Annotated in this window: 23 protein-coding genes; 19 read left to right on the top strand and 4 right to left on the bottom strand. The window is 39.1% G+C overall.

Features of this window, described 5'->3' with window-relative positions; genetic code table 11:
• Positions 1-9 precede the first annotated feature (9 nt).
• Positions 10-954, top strand: coding sequence for a 23S rRNA pseudouridine(955/2504/2580) synthase RluC (gene rluC, locus C0W29_RS06790; RefSeq protein WP_036793927.1), 945 nt, complete (start codon positions 10-12; stop codon positions 952-954).
• Positions 955-1,035: 81 nt separating this feature from the next.
• On the opposite strand, the gene C0W29_RS06795 is transcribed toward rluC, so the two are convergent.
• A complete protein-coding gene (locus tag C0W29_RS06795) occupies positions 1,036-1,617 on the bottom strand; it encodes a Maf family protein (RefSeq protein WP_045044880.1) in 582 nt (193 codons plus the stop codon).
• A 379-nt stretch (positions 1,618-1,996) separates the two neighbouring features.
• On the opposite strand from C0W29_RS06795, the gene yceD reads away from it, so the two are divergent.
• The 16 genes from yceD to C0W29_RS06875 all read left to right on the top strand — a co-directional run bounded on the left by yceD (position 1,997) and on the right by C0W29_RS06875 (position 17,790).
• Complete coding sequence (gene yceD / locus C0W29_RS06800) at positions 1,997-2,515, top strand: 23S rRNA accumulation protein YceD (protein ID WP_036793929.1); 519 nt, start codon at positions 1,997-1,999, stop codon at positions 2,513-2,515.
• A gap of 20 nt (positions 2,516-2,535) precedes the next feature.
• The gene (gene rpmF, locus C0W29_RS06805) at positions 2,536-2,706 is read left to right on the top strand and encodes a 50S ribosomal protein L32 (RefSeq protein ID WP_006231206.1); all 171 of its coding nucleotides are present in this window, start codon (positions 2,536-2,538) and stop codon (positions 2,704-2,706) included.
• 9 nt (positions 2,707-2,715) lie between these two features.
• Positions 2,716-3,741, top strand: coding sequence for a phosphate acyltransferase PlsX (plsX, locus tag C0W29_RS06810; RefSeq protein WP_161793705.1), 1,026 nt, complete (start codon positions 2,716-2,718; stop codon positions 3,739-3,741).
• 5 nt (positions 3,742-3,746) lie between these two features.
• Entirely contained in the window at positions 3,747-4,703 is a 957-nt protein-coding gene (locus C0W29_RS06815) for a beta-ketoacyl-ACP synthase III (protein WP_045044879.1), read from the top strand.
• A 136-nt stretch (positions 4,704-4,839) separates the two neighbouring features.
• Entirely contained in the window at positions 4,840-5,769 is a 930-nt protein-coding gene (fabD, locus tag C0W29_RS06820; RefSeq protein WP_107174136.1) for an ACP S-malonyltransferase, read from the top strand.
• 24 nt (positions 5,770-5,793) lie between these two features.
• On the top strand, positions 5,794-6,528 hold the full coding sequence (fabG, locus tag C0W29_RS06825; RefSeq protein WP_036793933.1) for a 3-oxoacyl-ACP reductase FabG: 735 nt from the start codon (positions 5,794-5,796) through the stop codon (positions 6,526-6,528).
• A 158-nt stretch (positions 6,529-6,686) separates the two neighbouring features.
• Positions 6,687-6,920 (top strand): acyl carrier protein, encoded by a 234-nt coding sequence (gene acpP, locus C0W29_RS06830; protein WP_004406112.1) that lies wholly within the window; start codon positions 6,687-6,689, stop codon positions 6,918-6,920.
• A gap of 89 nt (positions 6,921-7,009) precedes the next feature.
• Positions 7,010-8,248, top strand: a complete 1,239-nt coding sequence (fabF, locus tag C0W29_RS06835; RefSeq protein WP_045043520.1) for a beta-ketoacyl-ACP synthase II — start codon at positions 7,010-7,012, stop codon at positions 8,246-8,248.
• 105 nt (positions 8,249-8,353) lie between these two features.
• The gene (gene pabC / locus C0W29_RS06840) at positions 8,354-9,163 is read left to right on the top strand and encodes an aminodeoxychorismate lyase (RefSeq protein WP_045043521.1); all 810 of its coding nucleotides are present in this window, start codon (positions 8,354-8,356) and stop codon (positions 9,161-9,163) included.
• On the top strand, positions 9,157-10,173 hold the full coding sequence (gene mltG, locus C0W29_RS06845) for an endolytic transglycosylase MltG (RefSeq protein WP_045043522.1): 1,017 nt from the start codon (positions 9,157-9,159) through the stop codon (positions 10,171-10,173). Before pabC ends, mltG begins: the two co-directional genes overlap by 7 nt.
• Positions 10,170-10,799 carry a dTMP kinase gene (tmk, locus tag C0W29_RS06850; protein ID WP_045044878.1) on the top strand — a complete coding sequence of 210 codons (630 nt, stop codon included), beginning with the start codon at positions 10,170-10,172 and terminating at the stop codon, positions 10,797-10,799. Before mltG ends, tmk begins: the two co-directional genes overlap by 4 nt.
• Before the next feature lie 2 nt (positions 10,800-10,801).
• Entirely contained in the window at positions 10,802-11,764 is a 963-nt protein-coding gene (gene holB, locus C0W29_RS06855) for a DNA polymerase III subunit delta' (RefSeq protein WP_036793939.1), read from the top strand.
• Between the two features lie 68 nt (positions 11,765-11,832).
• Positions 11,833-12,609 carry a TatD family hydrolase gene (locus C0W29_RS06860; protein ID WP_036793940.1) on the top strand — a complete coding sequence of 259 codons (777 nt, stop codon included), beginning with the start codon at positions 11,833-11,835 and terminating at the stop codon, positions 12,607-12,609.
• A gap of 722 nt (positions 12,610-13,331) precedes the next feature.
• Positions 13,332-14,837: a PTS transporter subunit EIIC gene (locus C0W29_RS06865; RefSeq protein ID WP_045043524.1), complete on the top strand. Its 1,506-nt coding sequence runs from the start codon at positions 13,332-13,334 to the stop codon at positions 14,835-14,837.
• 857 nt (positions 14,838-15,694) lie between these two features.
• On the top strand, positions 15,695-17,314 hold the full coding sequence (locus tag C0W29_RS06870; protein ID WP_045043525.1) for a PTS transporter subunit EIIC: 1,620 nt from the start codon (positions 15,695-15,697) through the stop codon (positions 17,312-17,314).
• Positions 17,315-17,322: 8 nt separating this feature from the next.
• Entirely contained in the window at positions 17,323-17,790 is a 468-nt protein-coding gene (locus C0W29_RS06875) for an RDD family protein (protein WP_045044877.1), read from the top strand.
• A 245-nt stretch (positions 17,791-18,035) separates the two neighbouring features.
• On the opposite strand, the gene C0W29_RS06880 is transcribed toward C0W29_RS06875, so the two are convergent.
• From C0W29_RS06880 to C0W29_RS06890, 3 genes are all read right to left on the bottom strand, one after another.
• Positions 18,036-18,935: a LysO family transporter gene (locus tag C0W29_RS06880; RefSeq protein WP_036793950.1), complete on the bottom strand. Its 900-nt coding sequence runs from the start codon at positions 18,933-18,935 to the stop codon at positions 18,036-18,038.
• A gap of 267 nt (positions 18,936-19,202) precedes the next feature.
• The gene (locus C0W29_RS06885; RefSeq protein ID WP_235869005.1) at positions 19,203-20,207 is read right to left on the bottom strand and encodes an HDOD domain-containing protein; all 1,005 of its coding nucleotides are present in this window, start codon (positions 20,205-20,207) and stop codon (positions 19,203-19,205) included.
• 36 nt (positions 20,208-20,243) lie between these two features.
• Entirely contained in the window at positions 20,244-20,834 is a 591-nt protein-coding gene (locus C0W29_RS06890) for an LON peptidase substrate-binding domain-containing protein (protein WP_045044876.1), read from the bottom strand.
• Positions 20,835-21,106: 272 nt separating this feature from the next.
• On the opposite strand from C0W29_RS06890, the gene C0W29_RS06895 reads away from it, so the two are divergent.
• On the top strand, positions 21,107-21,706 hold the full coding sequence (locus tag C0W29_RS06895) for a TfoX/Sxy family DNA transformation protein (RefSeq protein ID WP_045043529.1): 600 nt from the start codon (positions 21,107-21,109) through the stop codon (positions 21,704-21,706).
• A 101-nt stretch (positions 21,707-21,807) separates the two neighbouring features.
• Positions 21,808-22,716: a DNA-binding transcriptional regulator DsdC gene (gene dsdC, locus C0W29_RS06900; RefSeq protein WP_045043530.1), complete on the top strand. Its 909-nt coding sequence runs from the start codon at positions 21,808-21,810 to the stop codon at positions 22,714-22,716.
• Positions 22,717-22,726: the final 10 nt, after the last annotated feature.

A 22,726-nucleotide genomic window follows, 5' to 3' on the forward strand; every position in this document is an offset into this window, starting at 1 on the left:
ATCAAACTTATGACAGAAGATAAACCTAAAGTGCAATTCATCGATATTACCGATGATTTTGCTGGCCAACGGATCGATAATTTTCTCCGTGCTAGGCTTAAAAATGTACCAAAAAGTATGATTTACCGTATTTTGCGTAAAGGCGAGGTGCGAGTAAACAAAAAACGTATTAAACCTGAATATAAATTGCAGGATGGTGATCTCGTACGTGTCCCACCGGTCTTTGTTCCAGAAAAGGATGAACAAGCGCCGATTAGTACCAAGCTTAATAAAGTGGCTGAACTTGAATCATGCATAATCTATGAAGATGATCATGTTTTGATTTTAAATAAGCCATCAGGTACAGCTGTCCATGGCGGTAGTGGTTTGAAGTTTGGTGCGATTGAAGCGTTACGTGCATTACGACCTGATGCTAGATATCTTGAATTAGTCCACCGTATTGACCGAGATACATCTGGTATTTTGTTAGTTGCTAAGAAACGCTCAGCGTTACGTAAACTACAAGAGCAATTTAGAGAAAAAACGGTTCAGAAATATTATTTTGCCTTAGTGATGGGGGAATGGAAGGCAAGTTGTAAGAGAGTGACTGCACCGTTATTGAAAAATGAAATAAATAGTATTGTACGGGTTAACCCGCAAGGTAAAGCATCAGATACGCGTTTTAAAGTTCTGGAGCGCTTTGCGCAGGCGACACTAGTACAAGCAAGCCCAGTAACAGGCCGTACTCACCAAATTCGTGTGCATTGTCAATATGAAGGCCATCCTATTGCTTGGGATGATCGTTATGGCGACCCACGTTTTGATGCTTACACTAAAAAAACGGGTTTAAGTCGCTTGTTCTTACACGCTGCGAATATTAAATTTACCCATCCAAATACTGATGAGTTAATGGATATTAGTGCGCCGATGGAACCAGTGCTAGAGCGTTGCTTAGCAAAACTTCGAACATTTTAATCGTAGTGTAAATATTAAGGCGAGCATTGAGCTCGCCTTTTTTATAAGAAGTCGTTTATTTTTTATCATGCTGATTCTGGTTTACAGAACGGAGACCTGTTCATTAGCGAGCATTTCACGTAATGCGATAAGGGGTAATCCGACTAATGTATTTGGATCTCGTCCTTCTAACTTATCAAATAACGCAATCCCTAAGCCTTCACTTTTAAAACTGCCGGCACAGTAAAGCGGCTGCTCTTTAGTAACATAATGTACAATCTCATTTTCGGTTAGCGTTCTAAAATGGACATGAAACGGCTCGCAAATAACTTGAGTCATTTCGGTGCGCGCATTATATAAGCACAAGCCCGTGTAAAAAGTAACCACCTTGCCACTTGCCGCTCGAAGCTGGGCGCAAGCGTTCGCTTCGGTATGGGGTTTGCCTAAAATCTTATCGTCAATGACACATACTTGGTCTGAACCTATAATCAGATGGTGAGGATAATCTTCGGCACAGGCAAGTGCTTTTGCCTGTGCTAATCGCATCACCAACGCTGGCGCTGATTCATTAATGAGTATTGCCTCATCCACATTTGGATTGGCCGTTGTAAAAGGCAGCTGTAATTTTTCCAGTAGGCTTTTACGGAATGGAGAGGTAGATGCAAGAATAAGTGACTGGTTCATAGGCTATTTATTTATCTAAACGAAGAAGTAGTATGAGTGTAACCATCACTGAGGTTCAATGCTAGTGAGCATAGTTTTGTGATTGTTTGAGTTTCAATGCAGACAGACGATGTCATCGTTACAGCACAATGGTATTATAAGCGGCAATCATTGATTTTAATTTAAATAGAACCATTATTGGCTATCATTTAAACGATGATTAAGTGATCTCTTGTCATTTTATCAGCAATCATCAAGTGATTGAGTGACGGAGAAATAAAAACTTTTTAATGAGGAGGGGGAATGAATTTTCATGGCAGCATGAGAATTACTCAAAAGCCGTTAATTCAGGCACATTTCCTTTGACTCAACCAGACTATAAGGCTAATATTCGCGCCCTATGCAAAAGGTAAAATTGCCGCTAAAGGTAGATCCAGTACGCACTGCACAGAAAAGACTCGACTATGATGGCATCATCAAAGCGGATCTTCTGTCTCGTCTCGCTGGTTCAACCCAGAGCGTAATAAGTGATGCAAACGTCAACTTGTCTTTTGACCTTGACCAACGTCGTATTCCTTTCATGCGCGGAAACGCAAGTGTAGATGTGATGTTGACCTGTCAGAGATGCCAGGAAGAATTTCCACACACAATTAGTGTTGAATTCTGTTATAGTCCGGTTCGTGATGAAGAGGCTATTGACAAGTTACCGGAAGCCTATGAGCCGACAATTGTCGACGAAAATGGTGATATTAATCTAATTGAAATCATCGAAGATGAATTGATGTTAGAGTTACCGCAAGTAGCAAGACATGATGATGACGATTGCAAGATCGGCACACATAACTTGTCTTTTGGTGATATCCCCGTTGCTGATGAGCGTCCGAATCCGTTTGCAGTATTGAAAAATCTTAAAAGTTAAATTTAACAGGAGTAGGGTTAATGGCCGTACAAAAGAGCAAAAAATCACGTGCAGCACGTGGTATGCGTCGTTCACATGATGCGCTAACTACAGCAGCAGTATCTGTAGATTCAGCATCAGGTGAAACTCACCTACGTCACCACGTGACAGCTGACGGTTTCTACCGTGGCCGTAAGGTTATCAACAAGTAAGGTTGAACCTTGATGGGTCTTACCGTTGCACTTGATGCAATGGGCGGGGATTTCGGTCCTCAAGTAACAGTGCCTGCCGCCGTGCAGGCACTGTTGCATTCGCCTGAGCTCAAACTCATTCTTTTTGGTGATATTAGTGCTATCACTACCCAGCTAACTCTTCTCAATAAGCTCAACCATCCTCGGCTGTCTATCGTTCATTGCGATAATGTTATAGCCAATGAAACACGTCCATCACAAGCATTACGTCATAGCAAAGGTTCTTCAATGCGCATGGCATTAGATGCTGTTGCCATCGGTGATGCCGATGCCTGTGTTAGCGCCGGTAATACGGGAGCGCTAATGGCTTTATCTCGTTATGTGCTTAAACAACTTCCTGGTGTTGAACGTCCTGCATTAATTTCAGAAATTCCTAATCGTAATGCCAACCATACTTGGTTATTAGATTTAGGTGCCAATGTTTCGTGTGATGCCGATACTCTATTTCAATTTGCTGTCATGGGCTCAGTTGTTGCCGAACAAACATTAGGCTCTGCACCACGAGTAGCATTACTTAATATTGGTGAAGAATCCATTAAAGGTAATGATCTGGTTAAACGTTGTGCTGAAATGTTGAGTCAATCTCCCGATATTAATTACATTGGCTATATTGAAGGCCATCAATTGTATTCAGATAAAGCGGATGTGATTGTATGTGATGGTTTCGTCGGGAATGTGAGTTTAAAAACCAGTGAAGGGGTGGCTAACCTATTCATTGACTGTATTAAGCGTAATATTGGTCGTAACCCATTTAAGCGGTTGATTGCTAAATGGCTGTTTCGTGAGCTATTTAATAGCTTACAGCAATTGAACCCCGACCAGTATAATGGCGCAAGTCTGTTAGGATTACGTGGTATTGTAGTGAAAAGCCATGGCAGTGCAGACACCACAGCTTTGGAGAATGCCATAAGCCAAGCGGTTTATGAGATTAAACGCCAAATACCGATGAAAATCAGTGACCGTCTGGAAGAGGTCTTACTAGAGAGGCATTATTAGTCTTCATGTATAGCAAAATTTTAGGAACTGGCAGCTATTTGCCAACTCAAGTTCGCACCAATGCGGATTTAGAAAAAATGATAGAGACTAGCGATGAATGGATCGTTGCTCGTACTGGTATTCGTGAGCGTCGTATTTCATCCGCTGACGAAACTGTAGCAGTAATGGGTTATCATGCTTCTTTAAACGCTATCGAAATGGCGGGTATCAATAAAGAAGATATCGATCTTATTATTGTCGCGACATCTAGTACAAGCCATTCATTTCCATCAGCGGCTTGCCAAGTACAAGGTATGTTAGATATTAAAGGCTGTCCCGCTTTTGATTTATCTGCTGCATGTACTGGCTTTGTTTATGCCTTAAGTGTCGCTGATCAACATATCAAAACCGGTATGGCGAAAAATGTACTAGTGATTGGCTCTGATGCGCTTTCTCACTGTTGTGATCCACAAGATCGCTCAACCATTATCTTATTTGGTGATGCAGCCGGCGCAGTGGTTCTTGGCGCAAGTGAAGAGCAAGGGATTATTTCAACGCATTTGTATGCTGACGGTCATTTTGGTGGTTTATTAAGCCTTGCTGTGCCAGAGCGCGGCAAAGATTTTGATGCTAATACATGGCTTTACATGGCTGGTAATGAGGTGTTTAAAGTTGCAGTGACTCAACTGTCTAACTTGGTTAAAAACACGTTAGCGGCTAATAATATGGATAAGTCTGAACTTGATTGGTTGGTGCCACATCAAGCGAATATGCGGATTATTTCAGCGACAGCGAAAAAATTATCAATGTCGATGGATCAAGTGGTTGTAACACTTGATCGCCATGGTAATACTTCTGCGGCAACAGTACCAACAGCATTAGATGAAGCGGTACGTGATGGCCGTATTCAACGTGGTCAAACGCTATTATTAGAAGCGTTTGGTGGCGGTTTCACTTGGGGCTCTGCACTAGTGAAATTTTAAGCTAAATCAACTCATGGTTTAGTTTTACTCGCTAAAAGAATTTTGCGATAAGACGGAAGGTTGAATATAGTTAACGCTGTCTTGTTAGCCTATTAATTTACTGAACTATCAGTATATAAAGAATAAGGATTCTCAAATGTCTAAGTTCGCGATTGTTTTCCCTGGACAGGGTTCTCAAACTGTTGGCATGCTTGCTGATTTAGCTGAGCAATTTGATGTGGTTAAGCAGACGTTTGCTGAAGCCTCTGATGCTCTAGGTTATGATCTATGGGCTCTAGTACAAAATGGTCCTGTTGAAGATCTAAACCAAACCCAACGTACACAACCTGCATTATTAACAGCATCTGTGGCGATTTGGCGTGTATGGCAACAACAGGGCGGTGAACAGCCAGCTGTTTTAGCGGGACATAGCCTAGGTGAATACTCAGCGCTTGTTTGTGCAGGTGTGATTGATTTTCAAGCTGCGGTTAAGTTAGTTGAACTACGTGGCAAGTTAATGCAAGAAGCCGTGCCTGCTGGTGTTGGCGCAATGTCTGCAATTATCGGCTTAGATAATGATGCAATTGCAGCTGCATGTGCGCAAGCTGCAGAAGATCAAGTATGTTCTCCAGTTAACTTTAATTCGCCAGGCCAAGTGGTTATTGCGGGTAATAAAGAAGCGGTAGAGCGTGCAAATGTATTGTGTAAAGAAGCAGGCGCTAAGCGTGCATTACCATTACCAGTGTCTGTTCCTTCACATTGTGCGTTAATGAAGCCTGCGGCTGATAAATTAGCAATTGCATTAGAAGGTTTAGCATTTAATGCTCCTGCTATCCCTGTGATCAATAACGCTGATGTGGCGACTGAAATCGATCCTGTGGCAATTAAACTTGCTCTTGTTAAGCAGCTATACAATCCGGTTCGTTGGACTGAATCTGTAGAGCGTATGACAGCTGAAGGCGTTGAAGAGTTGCTAGAAATGGGCCCTGGTAAAGTATTAACAGGTCTTACAAAGCGTATTGATCGTGAACTTAGCAGCGTAGCAGTGAATGATGTTGCATCATTAACCGCAGCACTAGCGAAATAATTAAGCTTACAAAGAGGATTTACAATGAGTCTGGAAGGTAAAATTGCACTAGTTACAGGTGCGAGTCGCGGTATTGGTCGTGCAATTGCTGAGATTTTGGTTGAGCGTGGCGCAACAGTTATTGGTACAGCAACATCAGAGAGTGGTGCTGATGCAATTAGTGCGTATCTTGGCGATCATGGTAAAGGTTTTGCGTTAAACGTGACCTCGCCAGAGTCAATTGAAACCACACTAAAGCAAATTAAAGAACAATATGGCGATATTGATATCTTAGTCAATAACGCTGGTATTACTCGTGATAATCTACTTATGCGTATGAAAGATGACGAATGGCAAGATATCATGGATACCAACCTGACTTCGGTTTTCCGTCTGTCTAAAGCGGTATTGCGCGCGATGATGAAAAAACGTCATGGTCGTATCATTAGCATCGGTTCTGTTGTCGGTACTATGGGTAACGCAGGTCAGACAAACTACGCAGCGGCTAAAGCTGGTCTGCTTGGTTTTACAAAATCGATGGCACGTGAAGTTGCTTCTCGTGGAATCACAGTCAACGCTGTTGCGCCAGGTTTCATTGAAACTGATATGACAAAAGCGTTAAATGATGATCAACGCGCTGCAACATTAGCAAATGTTCCTGCTGGTCGTTTAGGCGATCCGCGTGAAATAGCAGCGGCTGTTGCTTTTTTAGCCTCTGATGAAGCTGCTTATATAACAGGCGAAACATTGCACGTTAACGGCGGCATGTATATGATTTAAGCAAATTCTTTGTAATACTTCATGATTCAAGTCAAATTGAACAATTTTTCTGGTTAAATCGTGGTTTGACCAGCATTATGAGTGTTGCAACTTTTGCTGTAATGAATAAACTACAACAAATCGCATTAGCGAATTCTTGTTAAAGGAAATATATTAGTATGAGCAACATCGAAGAACGCGTAAAAAAAATCATCGTTGAGCAACTAGGCGTAGACGAAGCAGAAGTTAAGAACGAAGCATCTTTCGTTGACGATCTAGGTGCTGATTCACTAGATACAGTTGAACTAGTAATGGCTCTTGAAGAAGAATTCGATACAGAAATCCCTGACGAAGAAGCTGAAAAAATTACTACTGTTCAAGCTGCAATCGACTACGTAAACAGCGCACAGTAATATAAAAATTTAATATCTCCAGGCGGTCATTATGACCGCCTGTTTTTTTTCACTTCCTGTTTTATCCTCAATTCCCGGAGAAATTAATCGTGTCTAAGCGTCGTGTAGTTGTAACTGGCATGGGTATGCTTACCCCGGTTGGTAATTCTGTTGAATCTTCTTGGAAAGCTTTACAGTCTGGCATTAGTGGTATCAGTACCATCCAACATTTTGATGCAAGCGCATTTGCTACTCAATTTGCCGGAATGATCAAAGACTTCAATTGCGAAGATTACATGTCTAAGAAAGATGCACGCAAAATGGATTTATTTATCCAATACGGCGTTGCAGCTGGCGTACAAGCATTCAAAGATTCTGGTTTTGAAGTTACTGAAGAAAATGCACCACGTATCGGTGTTGCTATTGGTTCTGGTATTGGTGGTTTAGGCTTAATTGAAGCTGGCCATCAAACTTTGATCGACAAAGGACCACGAAAAATCAGTCCGTTCTTTGTACCATCAACAATTGTTAATATGATCGCTGGCCACATGTCAATCATGTATGGTCTACGTGGTCCAAATATCGCTATTTCAACAGCGTGTACGACAGGCCTTCATAACATTGGCCATGCTGCACGTATGATTGCGTACGGCGATGCTGACGCAATGCTAGCAGGTGGTGCAGAAAAAGCATCAACAGAGCTAGGCATGGGCGGCTTTGCTGCTGCGAAAGCATTATCAACCCGTAATGATGATCCTCAAGCCGCTTCTCGTCCATGGGATAAAGATCGCGATGGTTTCGTATTAGGCGATGGCGCTGGCGTAATCATGCTAGAAGAGTACGAACACGCAAAAGCACGTGGCGCTAAGATTTATGCTGAGCTTGTTGGCTTTGGTATGAGTGGTGACGCTTATCACATGACTTCACCAAGTGCAGATGGCTCTGGTGGTGCGTTAGCAATGGAAGCATGTATTCGCGATGCGGGTATCAATGCTGATCTGATTGGCTATATTAACGCTCACGGCACATCAACCCCTGCTGGTGATAAAGCTGAAACATTAGGTATTAAACGCGCTATGGGTGCGGCTGTTGATAATGTTATGGTGTCATCAACTAAATCAATGACTGGTCACTTGTTAGGTGCTGCAGGTTCTGTTGAATCAATCATTACTATTCTAAGCTTGGTTGATCAAGTCGTACCGCCGACAATTAACTTGGATAATCCAGGTGAAGGTTGTGATCTTGATTATGTTCCAGGTGAAGCGCGTCAAGCTAACCTAGAATATGCATTATGTAACTCATTCGGTTTTGGCGGCACTAACGGTTCGCTATTGTTTAAGAAGATTTAATTCGATTCTTGTGTCTTGAGTAATAAGTGCTATAACCTGATATAATTAGATAGCCTGATATTTCGATATCGGGCTATTTTTTTAGCTGTGAAAAAGGGAATTATAATGGCTTCAGTCAATGGTTGTGAGCAACAGAGACTTGCTATCACAGATAGAGCGACGCAATACGGTGATGGTTGTTTTACTACGATGTTGGTTGAGCAACAACAGATCCAACTGTGGTCATTACATTTAGCCCGTTTAGAACAGAGTTTACAGCGGTTGGCGATTGCTGCACCAGATTGGCAGCAGGTATATACTGATGCCGCAGCACTAGCACTGAAATATCCGCACAAAGGCGGTATTAAAATATTAGTCAGCCGTGGTAGTGGTGGTCGAGGTTATAATCCTATTGGCTGTAATGATACTCAAGTAATTATTACCCATTTTGAGTGGCCATTACATTATCAGCAATGGCAACAACAAGGGATTATGTTAGGGGTGTGCCAGCAGCGAATGGGTAATAGTCCTATGCTTGCAGGAATGAAGCACTTAAATCGCCTTGAGCAAGTATTGTTGAAACAAGAAATTGAAACTGCAGGCTGGGTGGATGCAATTGCATTAGATTGCGATGAGCGCGTAATTGAAACTACGGTTGCAAATCTGTTTTGGCGTCACGGCAATACTGTATATACTCCTGCTCTACAGCGTGCTGGTGTTGCGGGGGTTATGCGGCAACATGTTCTTAATCTGCTTGATGAGCTTAATTATGATTATCAGGTAGGAGATTTTGAGCTTGTTTCGTTACTAGCTGCTGATGAAGTTTTTATTACTAATGCACTGATGACGTTAGTGCCTGTAAATCAAATACACACCACACAATATTGTGAACGTACAATGTTCAAAACACTATGGAAGAGGTTACATTCGTGCTAAAGAAGTTGATTATTGTGATGTTCATGTTGGGCTTGTTAACAGCAAGTGCAGCGGGTTGGGGCTTTTTTCAAGTTAAATCTACGCTTGATAAACCTGTACTTATTGAACAACAAACGTTTATTACTGTGAAGTCAGGAACATCTTTCCGTGGATTATTAGCCCAGTTAAGTAATAAAAAAATTATTACTTTATCACCATGGCTACGGTGGGTGGGGTATTTAGAACCGACATTAACAGATATTAAAGCGGGCACTTATGCGATAAAACCTCAAGAAACATTGCATTCAGTGTTGGAAATGATCACCGAAGGTAAAGAATACCAATATGCGATCACGCTTGTCGACGGTGAGCGTTTTAGTGAGTGGCGTCAGTTACTACAAACAAATCCGAATTTAACCCATACCACTGATGATATGACTCAGCAGCAAATTGGCACAGCGGTTGGGATTGATAATGATAAGATTGAAGGTTATTTCTTACCTAATACCTATCATTTTACCGCTGGAACGAGCGATATCAGTATCTTAAAGCGTGCTCATACTGCGATGATGAAAGAATTAGATATCGCATGGCAGCAACGTGAAAAAGATTTGCCATTAAAGACCCCTTATCAAGTCCTGATCATGGCATCGATCATTGAAAAAGAAACTGCAGTTGCGAGTGAACGTGGTTTAGTTGCATCAGTCTTTATGAATCGTTTACGGGCTAATATGCCGTTACAGACTGATCCTACGGTTATTTACGGTATGGGTGATAAGTATGATGGTAATATCACTAAAAAAGATTTGCGTACGCCAACGGCTTACAACACTTATACCATGCGTGGTTTGCCGCCAACACCGATAGCCATGCCAAGTAAGGCATCTATTATGGCTGCAGTTGATCCTGACAACAGTGATTATTATTATTTTGTTGCAGATGGTAAAGGCGGCCACAAATTTTCAACTACGTTAGTCGAGCACAACCGCGCGGTTCGTGCCTACCTTAAAATATTAAGAACACAGAAATGATCGGTAAATTTATTGTCATCGAAGGCCTTGAAGGGGCTGGTAAAAGTACAGCGATTGCACAAGTTATAGCGACACTAGCTCAGCATGGTATTGAAAATCCGCAATCGACACGCGAACCTGGCGGCACCCCGCTAGCAGAGCAAATGCGCGCTTTGGTTAAGCAAGGACATCCTGATGAGCCTTTAACGGATATGGCTGAATTGTTATTGCTTTATGCGGCAAGAATTCAATTAGTCGATAATGTGATTAAGCCAGCCCTTGCCGAAGGACGGTGGGTGGTTGGTGATCGCCATGATATGTCATCACAAGCCTACCAAGGTGGCGGTCGTGGTTTTGATCAAACATTAATGGAAAATTTACGTGATACCGTACTTGGCGATTTTCGTCCTGATCTGACTATTTATATGGATATTGATCCGGTACTAGGCTTACAGCGTGCCCGTGGCCGTGGTGAGTTAGATCGTATAGAGCAAATGGATATCGCTTTTTTTGAGCGTGCCCGTGAGCGATTTTTAGCATTATGTAATAATCAACCTAATGTAATTATTATTGATGCGAGCCAAACATTGACACAAGTTACCGCCGATTTAACCCAAGCATTGCAGTCTTGGTTGGAGCAACAATAATAATGATATATCCATGGCAACAAACTTTGTGGCACAACTGGCAGCAGTTGCTTGAGCAACGACGTTTACACCATGCTATTTTGTTATTAGCGGCAAAGGGTAGTGGACGTGGTGTACTAGCTCGACAATTATCTAAAACCGTACTATGCCAAAATTCACAAGTTGAACCTTGTGATGTTTGTCATAGCTGTAAATTATTTGATGCAGAAAACCATCCAGACTTTCATGTCATTAAGCCTGAACAAGATGGTAAGCAAATTGGTGTTGATGCTGTACGACAATGTAATCGTTGGGCAGTAGAAACCTCACACTTAAATGGCCAACGGGTTATTTTAATTGAGCACGCTGATGCATTAGGTGAAGCTGGTGCCAATGCGATATTAAAAACATTAGAAGAGCCGCCTGCTGGATGTCAGTTTATTCTGACAGCACAAAGCTTAGATCGGTTATTACCGACGGTGGTGAGCCGTTGTAATAAATGGCGGTTAAATCCACCCGATGAAGCAAATGTTAAAAATTGGGTTGAAAGTCAGCTGCAGCAGTCTATTTTATTAGAAAGTGTACGACTTAATAATGGCGCACCCTTAGCAACCTTAGCTTTTATTGAAAGTGGGTTAGATATACGTTACGGCCATTTGGTAACTGCATTTACAGCGTTTGTGCAACCGCCCCATATCGGTATTTATGATGTAGCGGCGATGTGTAGCGCCGATGGTATTGTGACGTTGCAATTATTAAGTTACTTTTTAGTTGATTGCTTAAAATGGCAGCAAGGGGTAACCCAGTATCTTGTTCACCAAGAGTCGTTGCCAGCAGTTGAAGCTATTGCAGCTACAATACCAACAGCGCTGCTGTTAGAACAAATACGTAATATTAATAACTTACATCGTCAATTAGCCAAACATACAGGGCTAAATATTGAGTTGTTAGTTGTTGAATGGTTAACTGGGTTTATTGGTAAGTGATCTCAGTCAATAACAATGTACCATCGCTGTTATGAAATGAAGAATTAGAATAAACAAGAGGAAAGCCTGTGTTAGTCGATTCACATTGTCATCTTGATAAACTTGATTATGACAAATTACATACAGGGATTGATGATGTATTAAATAAGGCCAAGGAACGTGGCGTTGAATATTTTCTGTCAGTAGGGGTTACATTAGCCGCTTTTCCTAAAATGATGGAAATGATTGCACCTTACGATAACGTATTTGCATCATGTGGTATTCATCCATTAGATGTTGAGTCAGGTTATGACTCTGAGCAATTTAAAGCCTATGCTCGCCATGAAAAAGTGGTCGCGATTGGTGAAACGGGTCTTGATTACCACTATCAGCCTGAGACTGCTGAATTACAGCAAAAATTGTTTCGTGAGCAAGCGCGTGTTGCGGTGGAATTAAATAAGCCGTTGATTATTCACACTCGTATGGCACGTGAAGATACAATGCGTATTTTACGTGAAGAAGGCGCAGAGAAGTGTGGCGGTGTATTACACTGCTTTACTGAAGATTTAGATATGGCATTAGCAGCAATTGAGCTAGGCTTCTATATCTCAATTTCAGGTATTGTGACGTTCAATACTGCGAGTGATTTGAAGAATGTAGTAAGTAAGTTACCGCTAGATCGCTTATTAGTTGAAACAGATTCACCCTTCTTAGCCCCAATTCCCTACCGTGGTAAGCAAAATCAACCAGCTTATACTCGTGAAGTTGCTCAATATATTGCGTTATTAAAAGGCATATCTGTTGAGGAAGTGGAGCAAGCAACCACTAAAAACTTCTTTACGTTGTTTTCATTAGCGAAACAGTAACAGCTATTGTTGATATGACATTAAAAGAGAAGCTTCGGCTTCTCTTTTTTGTTGGTAATAGATTTAGAGAGAGAAAGTAAAATCGTACCGAAATGAATGATATTAATTTTTACAAAAGTAACACAGTCTTTATACTTTTAATCGACGGGAAAGATCTGTCTAAATATAGATATAATTATGTAATCATTTTTATACTGTTTTTAATTATTATGTCGTTTTTTTAATCACATATAATAGTCATATTAGCCAATCGTGTTTATTTCCCATCAATAAGAAAATAGTATTTGTTGTTTTAACTACGTTAAATATTACGCTGTAGCCTAAATTGTATTATTAATTAAATTATTTGAGTTACATTGTGTTACTTAAGTTTCTTTACTGTAATGAAAGTTTTATTAGAATTACTTTTTTTTAGTTTTATTATCAGTAATTTACGGCTCGTAGTTCGATCTATGTGATCAATGTTCTATATTTTGCATGTTATTTAAGTATATTCTGGAAAAATCGGTCAAAAGCGAGCAATATTACTATCGGGGATATACTTGTTGGGAATGCTTTAATCAATTTATTATTACAATTAGCTCAAGTTAAATTTATTAAAGTAGATAAACACGTTATATAAATCCTAAATTATACCAATTAAATTAATAACTTATTATATATGTACCAGTGAGGGGAGATTATATTCACTGGTATTTGTTTGGATATAAAGGGTAAAAATCATGTCGAATGGCAATAAATCTTCAGCAGAAAAGATCCTTGAAGGGATTGGCGGTGCTGGTAACATTAAGTTTCTGACGTGCTGTGCAACGCGTTTACGTTTTGAATTAAACGATAATTCAATTGTAGATAAAGCCGCATTAGATGCTATTTCTGAAGTAATGGGTTGTGTTCCTCAAAGTGGTGAGCGCTACCAAATTGTTGTTGGTGGCGGTGTTGCGACGATGCATAGTGCACTGCAACAATTACTGGAACAGAGCAAAGCAAGTGGTAGTGCTGATAACACTGAAACTAAAGCAGCGGCATCAAATGATGATGTAAAAGCCTCGCTACGTTCAAGTGGTGTTCGAGGTAAAGTAGCTTGGGTTGATGGTTTCTTTGAGTACCTTTCAGATTCGTTCCGTCCCATTTTAGGTATTTTACTTGGTGCATCATTAATTATTGCATTATGTGCGGTATTAGATGCGCTACACATTGTTGATTTCCGTGGTGATAAGTCTGCAGGTTGGGTTTTTGTCGATTCAATGTGGCATTCTGTATTCTACTTCTTGCCAATCATGGTTGCGTATAACGCATCGAAAAAACTTAAGGTTGACCCTTGGTTAGGTGCGGCGATCATGGGTGCATTAATGACACCTGATTTCCAAAAGCTAACATCGCTAGCATCTACATCATCAATTAAAGATGCAACACTAGGTACTGTCTCTCACGTCGCTCACGTGTTTGGTTTACCAATGCAGCTTAATGATTACTCTGGTAACGTATTCGTACCGTTGATCATGGTTGCTGTATTAGCGCTTGTTTACCGCTTCTTAAAGAAAATTATTCCTGAAAACCTACACATGGTATTTGTACCATTCCTTTCTTTGATCATCATGATTCCGCTAACAGCGTTCTTGATTGGTCCACTAGGTGTATGGATTGGTACTTATTTAGGTCTTGGTTTAGCTTGGTTAAATACGCACGCACCGTTTGTGTTCGCGATTCTAATCCCGTTATTGTACCCATTCCTTGTTCCATTGGGTCTACACTGGCCGCTAAACGCACTAATGTTAATGAACATTCAAACGTTAGGTTATGACTTCATTCAAGGCCCTATGGGTGTGTGGAACTTCGCGTGTTTCGGTGCAACGGCAGGTGTATTGCTGATTTCTCTTCGTGAAAAAGATGCAACAATGCGTCAAACGGCTTCTGGTGCGTTAGCCGCAGGTCTATTTGGTGGTATTTCAGAGCCATCACTATACGGTATTCACTTACGCTTTAAGAAAGTGTACCCACGCTTACTTGCAGGTTGTTTAGCCGGTGGTGTTACGCTTGCTGTTCTTAGTTCTATGTACGGCAGTGTTAAAACTCAAGCGTTTGCATTTACGTCACTATTAACGATTCCTGTGTTCCACCCAATGTGGATTTACGCAGTATCAATCGCGGTTGCTTTTGTTATACCAATGGTACTGATTGTTCTCTTTGATTATCGTACTGCAGAAGAAAAAGCAGAGCATAAAGAATAAGTTTATTTTTATTCATTAATCTATAAATCCCGTGATGAAAATCGCGGGATTTTTTTTATCTATAAAATAGCGAGTGCTTAATCTTTGTTATTATCTTTTGAGATTAGTCTCTGTTCGAGAAGACTGCTATTTTTATAGGTTATCAAAAGTTGAGTATAAACAACCTTAGTAAATGGCCAACGAAAGTATTACTTAGGGATTATTTTAATAGAAATATTAATTATGGTTTAGGACTTTTTAATTAGAGGATGGGTTTGATTGTTTATTATAATTTATAAATTAAGCGTATGGTTTGTCAGATTTATTCTATCCAAAGTTAAATATTATATTAATATTACAACTGATTAACAAATATCACTTATTATTCATGTTACATAGGTTACAAAGGTTACTTATTAGAGATTAAATAAATTGTTTAAAATAGTGCGGTTTTATTGCTTTTATCCTTTGTTATCATTGCGTTATGTTTTATCTGTTATAGTTAAATACATTTGTTTCATTGTGATCTGTATTATAATTTGAAATTATAATTAATTACTTATTTGTAACTTTGACAGCCATCAAGTTATATTATCCACCGCATTTTATACTAATGCTCGAAATAGACATTAAAGAAGTGTTAGCAAATGACTACGGGGGTATGTCGCTAATACTTAGTCTTATTTTGAATTTTTATACTCAGGAGCAAGCAATGTTCACTAACGCAATTACCATTGGTAATTGGAGCTGGTCTCTAACTGCGAAAGTGTTCACCAAATGCTTATTTGTTTTTAAAAATGATTTAGAAAAAAGACGTAATTAAAGTCTTATATTTATTTCATTGACAAGTTTAGAGTCCATCTCAAGGAGAGAAGGTAATGAAAGCCTTTTTTAGTAAGTTATCTCAGGCGGTAATGCTACCTATAGCCTTGCTACCAGCTGCTGGTATTATGCTAGGGCTTGGTGGTAGTTTTACTAACCAAAGTATGATTGATGCGTATCAAATTGGTATTTTGCAAGACGGAACACTTTTAAATAGTTTCCTACAGGTTATGACCGCAGCTGGCGGTATCGTCTTTGCAAACCTACCATTAATGTTCGCACTTGCTATTGCTATTGGTTTTGCGCGTGCAGAAAAGGGTGCTGCTGCACTTGCTGCTACGATTGCATACCTTGTAATGAACGTTGCTATTGCAAAAACACTGACTGTTGCGGGTATGGTTGATACTACCAACAATACTGTTGTGCTAATGGGCAATCATTATGCGGGTGTACTTGCTGATGTACTTGGCATTCATAATACGCTGAGTATGGGTGTGTTTGGTGGTCTTATTGCTGGTGGTATTACTGTTATACTTCACAATAAATACCATGATATTAAGTTACCTGAATTTTTAGGTTTCTTTGGTGGCGCTCGTTTCGTACCGATTATTAGTGCATTCTCAGCATTATTCTACGGTATTGTACTAGTATTTGTATGGCCATACATTGGTGCTGCATTTGGTTCTATTGGTGCAATGCTTGGTGAAATGACAGCTTCTGGTCACGGTTACATTGCTTCGTTTATCTTTGGTATTATCGAACGTGCATTGATCCCTGTTGGTCTACACCATGTGTTCTATCTTCCACTATGGCAGACAGAGATTGGTGGTACAGCTGAAATCGCAGGTCATGTATACAAGGGTACTCAGAACATTTTCTTTGGCTCTCTAGCTAACGGCGATTACTCGCAATTCTCTTCAACTAACTTCATGAGCGGTAAATTTACATTCATGATGTTTGGTTTACCTGCTGCAGCTTACGCAATGTACACTGTTGCTGATAAAGAAAATAAGAAAGAAGTTGGTGGTTTATTGTTCTCTGTTGCACTAACAGCGTTCCTAACTGGTATTACAGAACCAATTGAATTTACGTTCTTATTCTTGTCTGCACCTCTTTACTACTTTATTCATGTGCCACTAGCAGGTCTATCATTTATGCTAATGGACTTGTTAAACGTAAAAGTTGGTATGACATTCAGTGGTGGCTTCATTGACTTCTCATTGTTTGGTATGTTGCCAGGTCTAACGGGTACTGAAAACCATTGGTATTATATTCCACTACTAGGCCTAATTTATGGTCCAGTATACTTCTTATTGTTCCGTTGGTTCATTCTGAAGTATGACATTAAAACTCCAGGCCGTAAGGGTAGTGCTGTTGCTGTTGTTCGCAAGCAAGATTACCACGCATCAAAAGCTGTTGGCGGTGCAAATGACTCCCAAGCTGATGAGATGATTAACGCTCTAGGTGGCAAAGATAATATCGTTGATGTAGATGCATGTATTACTCGTTTACGTATCACCGTTAAAAATGGCGATTTAGTAAAAGACAATAAATACTGGACAGAGCATTTAGGTGCAAAAGGTTTAGTGAAGATTGGTAATACAGGTATTCAAGCTATCTACGGTGCACAAGCTGCTGGCTTTAAAGCGCAGATTAACGCTAAACTAGGTAAGTAAGAACACGAATGGGCTTTAAATTGAAATACCGGCGTATCGGTACCTTCATGATTGATATGGCAATTGTTCAGATGTTCGCGATGGTTGGTCGCGACATCTACCTTGGAGTGATTGCTTATATTTCTGATGGTACAGGAATGACGCTTTCGTTAAACGATAGAATAGCGTTACCCGCATTATTGTTATTGTTTATTGGTTTAATGTTGTTATTTATTGGTGTCTTTATGGGTTATCAATGGATCTGTTATCGCTTATTAGGAACGTCATTATCACGTTATTTATTGAGTGTGCAGGTGGTTTCGACAGATGATAAGCCATTAACGAAGCAACGTTACTTAAAGCGTGAGTTTAATAAAATTTACCTTTGTGTCGCAACGTTGGGGTTATATCCACTTTATAGTGGTGCTCAATATTTAGCTTTTTCAAATCCACCAAAGCATGATCGTACCAATCATACGACTGTTGTTGACGGTTGATTTAATCCAGTCTTGGTTTAGATTGAATGTAGAAACCGCAGCCATAGTGCTGCGGTTTTTTTATGGTGGTAAATAGGTAAATAGGTAAATAGGTAAATAGGTAAATAGGTTAGTTATAGTAGCCATAGATAAAACATTTACACACTGTAAGATAAAAAATTAGCGCTAGCAGTAATGATATATGAAGATAATGATTAGAGAGGAAAAAGCCAGCACTAGGCTGGCTATGAGGACTGAAGTAGAGTTTATAAAGAGATAAAGAACAGAATTAAAACCGGTACTAATAAACTTAAAATGAAGCCACTAACGATTGCAATCGGTACACAACGAATACCGCCACAGTTTTGAATTACGGGTAACGTAAAGTCCATAGCGGTAGCACCAGCATAACCAATCGCGGTGTTTGGATAGCGATTAATAAAGAGTGGAATCATGATCAGTGCTAGTATTTCACGAAGTAGTTCATTTAAGAATGCAGCCCCACCATAAATACTGCCTAAGCCGTCACCAATCAATATTCCCGCTAATGAATACCAACCAAACCCTGATGCCATTGCTAAGCCATTATTAATTGGAATGTCGAGTAATAACGCTGCAATAATACCGCCAAGTAAGGATGTCACTAAAATCACTGCCGCAATAATGACGCCTTTTTTATTGAGTATAATTTGCTTAAGGGTCATGCCACTATTTCGTAGTTGAATACCAACAAAAAATAGCAGTAATAATAAGATGTTTTCACTGGCTTGCTCTACCCATGACAGATCAACGTTTAACAGTAATCCGATAATTAATCCTAGTGCAACCACAATAACTAATTTTCCAGATTCCAGTAACATTTTAGCTAATGGTAATTTACGATGTACATGTGATGTGGGCGTTGGCCATAAACGATCTAGCCATGGTAAAGCGAGTAGGTTACATACCGAAATTGAGATAAAAAAGGTAAAGGTATATAACAGAATTTGGCCTAAATTCTGACTAAGGTTATCGAGCCCAGCCAAACTTAATCCCATTAATGCTAATATTACTAGTACTAAGCGACTGGTTTGGGTATTAATAAACTCAAGAATATTGGTTTTTTTTATAGGGATTAAATACCCCAGTACCAATGGCAAAAAAATGAGCAGAATCCCCGATAACATATTTATCCCTATTATGTATAAACAGCGTTGAAAGTGAAATTGTAAATATCTTAATATAATGCAGCTTCACAACATCATAAGTGATTAAAGATTAAGCATTAAATTTGTGACGAATATAACATAAAGTAGTAGAAAGAATATAGATATCAATAGGAATGATACTGATTAAACGAGCTGAAAAAGTGTATATATATGTGTCAAAACGTATCGTCTAACAGGGAGAGTTAGACGAACGCTGCCATTTAACAAGAAAAGTGCTCAAGAGGACTAAATGCCATAGCTATGAGTGATCTGTTTTAATTGATTATTAAATTCAAGTTCTGACATATTGGTTAATTCATACATCACTTCTGCTCCAGCAAGATCTAATTCAACTTCATGTTCATTCATTGCTGCGGCATTATTAGTTTTAAACAATAAAAAATGATGTGTCATACGAGCGATAGTTAAATAGCTAATATCACTATCATGATTGGTGGTTATTGGATTAGTAGCGACAGCAATATAGTCACTATCAAATCCCCATTGACTGAGGACAATCTTACTGGCTAGCGCGCAGTTTTCTTGGAAAATATATTTAGCAATATTAAAATCCAGATAATTACCTTGTTCAATAAAATGAGAATACTCATTAATTAATCCAAACAAACCAATATCAGCCAAGAGGCCTGTTAGTAGTGCTTTTTCTGGTTCAAGTTTGAGAGGTTTATTACTATAGATATGCATTTTTTGACAAATAAGTGCCATTGTTGCTGCAAATTGACGCGAATGAAATGCACTATTTTTAAGTAATTGGTTACATTCAATGTTTTCAATAGTGGTATTTTTTAATGAGTATATTGTTTGAGCTGTAATGATATCTCTAATTCGAATAATACCTAAGCGAGATACCGCAGTAAGAATATCGTGGCAGATAATATTACGACGATTAAATATCGCAGAGTTGGCAGCTCGAATAATGTTGGCTGTTAATACCGGATCATCAATTAATAAGTTAGCAACATCATGAACCGTTGTTTCAGGATCTTCGCACAATCTATTCAGGGTTAATAGTGTATCTGGAATGGATGGTAAGGTTAGCCTGTTATAGCGTGCTGCTCTTTTTATGGAATGGCAAAGATCTGACTGAATCGCACGAATATGATGGTGGTTATTAGCTTCCAGCCAAAAAAATGATAAATGTGGCATCGAATAATTACAGTGGTAAGAGGTGTTATGAGTGTACTTACTGTTGGTGAATGTACAAAGCGTAAACTGCTGTTTTTTTGACACAGTTAACGCTTGAGTGGTTGAATAATGGCATTGTTTTTAATTATTAATTAAGTGGTGATCTTGCAGCAATTGTAATAGAAAGCTAATTGTAATATCTGCGGTTGGATAATAAATTAAAGATTGTTTATGTTTTATATTTATCGGCAATACTTCTAACCAACGTTGGCTAACCCATGCCGCATCTTGATAGTTAGGTTGCTGATAAAGCTGACTAAGTTCTGGCATTGATGCAAATAAGAGTTTAAGTTTATTGGCTAATATTTGGTTGGCTGGATTTATCGCAATAGCAGGCCAATTGGAGCGAGGTTCATAAGCGGCGGTAAGTAAATTGTCATAGGCCATTGAGAGTGTTGAAACTGAAATTTTATTAGTGCCTTCAACAATAATTTCTAATAATCCACCATCACAGCAATTAAAATCGATAATAGTAACCGTTGTGGCGATGGAGGGAATATTGGTGATAGTTTCTGGTGAGCTATTTGGAGCGATCATCCCTAATGCGAATGGATCATTGTTAGCCATTGCCTCTGTTACCATTCGAACATCACAGACTCTTGAAATTACCAATTTTAGTCGCCCACCGGGCAATAAATGTTTGCTATGAGGTAATAATGCGACGGTATTCATATTTTATCCTTGCCATTTTTGATCTGCTTATAAGAAACCCTACTAAGGTTAGCACGATATATTTAATTGAGAGCAAGTATAAAAAACGGCTAATTGTTAATTCGTTTCATAAATTTTCGACTAAAAATATGCGAGTAATCTCATATTCGAATGCTAGCTGTATCATCTATTATTGCTATGGGCATAAAATAGCTCGTCAAATCATTGACACTGAAAATAAAAAATTTTTGATGTGTTTTTAGTTGTTATGGATAATATCTGGAGCATAAGTTATGACGTCAATAAAAGATGATTATTTAAATTATTTATCTAAATTTGGCCGACAAGAAAAAAGATCAATGTTTGGTGGCACTGGTATTTTTATTAATAGCGCGATGTTTGCTATCGTAACACCAACCTCAATGTATATACGCGGAGGAGATAGTCTTGATGAGGAATTGGTTAACTCTGGTTGTGAAAAATTTAGACATGTAAAAAAAAGTAAAACAGCAACGGTTAATTATTATGAAATCAAAAATTTATTCTTAACGGATCAATCTAAATGTGATCGGTTTGTGAAAGCGTCGATTGCTTTCTCCTGCCGCGATAAATCTTTTAAATCTTCTGAGTCAAATCGTCGTTTGCGTGATTTACCTAATATGCGTTTGACACTTGAACGTATGGTAAAAAAAGCAGGTGTACTAGATGTTGATACTTTTATTAACGTTGGTGCTGTTAATGTATTTCGGCGTGTATGCGAACATAATGGCCAAGAATTAGATCATAAATTATTGTGGATATTTGCTGGTGCTATTCATGGCGGGCATTGGCAGTTATTAAGCGAAGATCATAAGCAACAGTTATTAGATGAATATCATCAGCAAGTTCATTAAATGCATAGCTAATTGATAATATAAGTCTACTTAAGGGATGTTGCTGAGAAGAAGTGATTTTTTTGTTATGCTGATAGCAATTATGTTGTTGTGGCTCAATTATGCAATTATCTAAATTGTCAGGTTCTGTTCTCTCGGGATTACATTGTTTTTTGATTGCAGCAGATCAAATGAGTTTTACTCGCGCTGCTGAAATTTTATGCCTTACCCAGAGTGCTGTAAGTCATAAAATTAAAAATTTGGAAGATATTTTAGACGTCCAACTATTTATTCGACAACATCGCAAGTTAGTATTGACTGATGAGGGCTTGCGTTTAAAACAAGTATTAGCATCTAATTTTGGTGATATTATTCATGAAATTCGTGATTTAAAAAGTGCTGAATTAAGCGGTGATTTGACAATATCAGTGCCACCAACTTTTGCACAAACATGGTTAGTTCCTCGTTTAGCTTCTTTTATTGATAAGTATCCTAATTTACGGATTCATTTACGAACGCGAAATGATCTCGTCGATTTTCAAACCGAAAGTTTTGATTGTGCTATTTATTTTGGAAATGGTGTCTACCCTAATTTAGCCGTAGATAAACTACTTGAAGAAAGCATGTTTCCAGTATGTAGCCATGAGTATGCGGTTAAATATCAGCTTTACCATCAGCCTGAAAACTTAATTCATTGTTTATTACTGCACGATGCAGCCCCGTGGGCAAGAGCTGGGCGTAATGATGAATGGCAATTTTGGGCACAACATTTTAAGGTTGTATTGCCTGAGAATGGCTGTACTTTTGATCGAGCTGATTTAGCTATTAAAGCGGCAACTACAGGAATGGGGGTGGCGATGGCAAGACAGTCATTTGTTGCTGAACAGTTAGCGACATCTCGTTTGGTTTCACCTTTTGATATGATAGTAAGTTCTGCACATAGTTATTACGTTGTTTGCCGTAAAGATATGCAAACCTCACCAAAAATCAAAGTATTTAAAGATTGGCTTCTTAATGAGATCAATACTTAATAGTGAATAA

The organism is Photobacterium kishitanii (assembly GCF_003026355.1).
Taxonomy (GTDB): domain Bacteria; phylum Pseudomonadota; class Gammaproteobacteria; order Enterobacterales; family Vibrionaceae; genus Photobacterium; species Photobacterium kishitanii.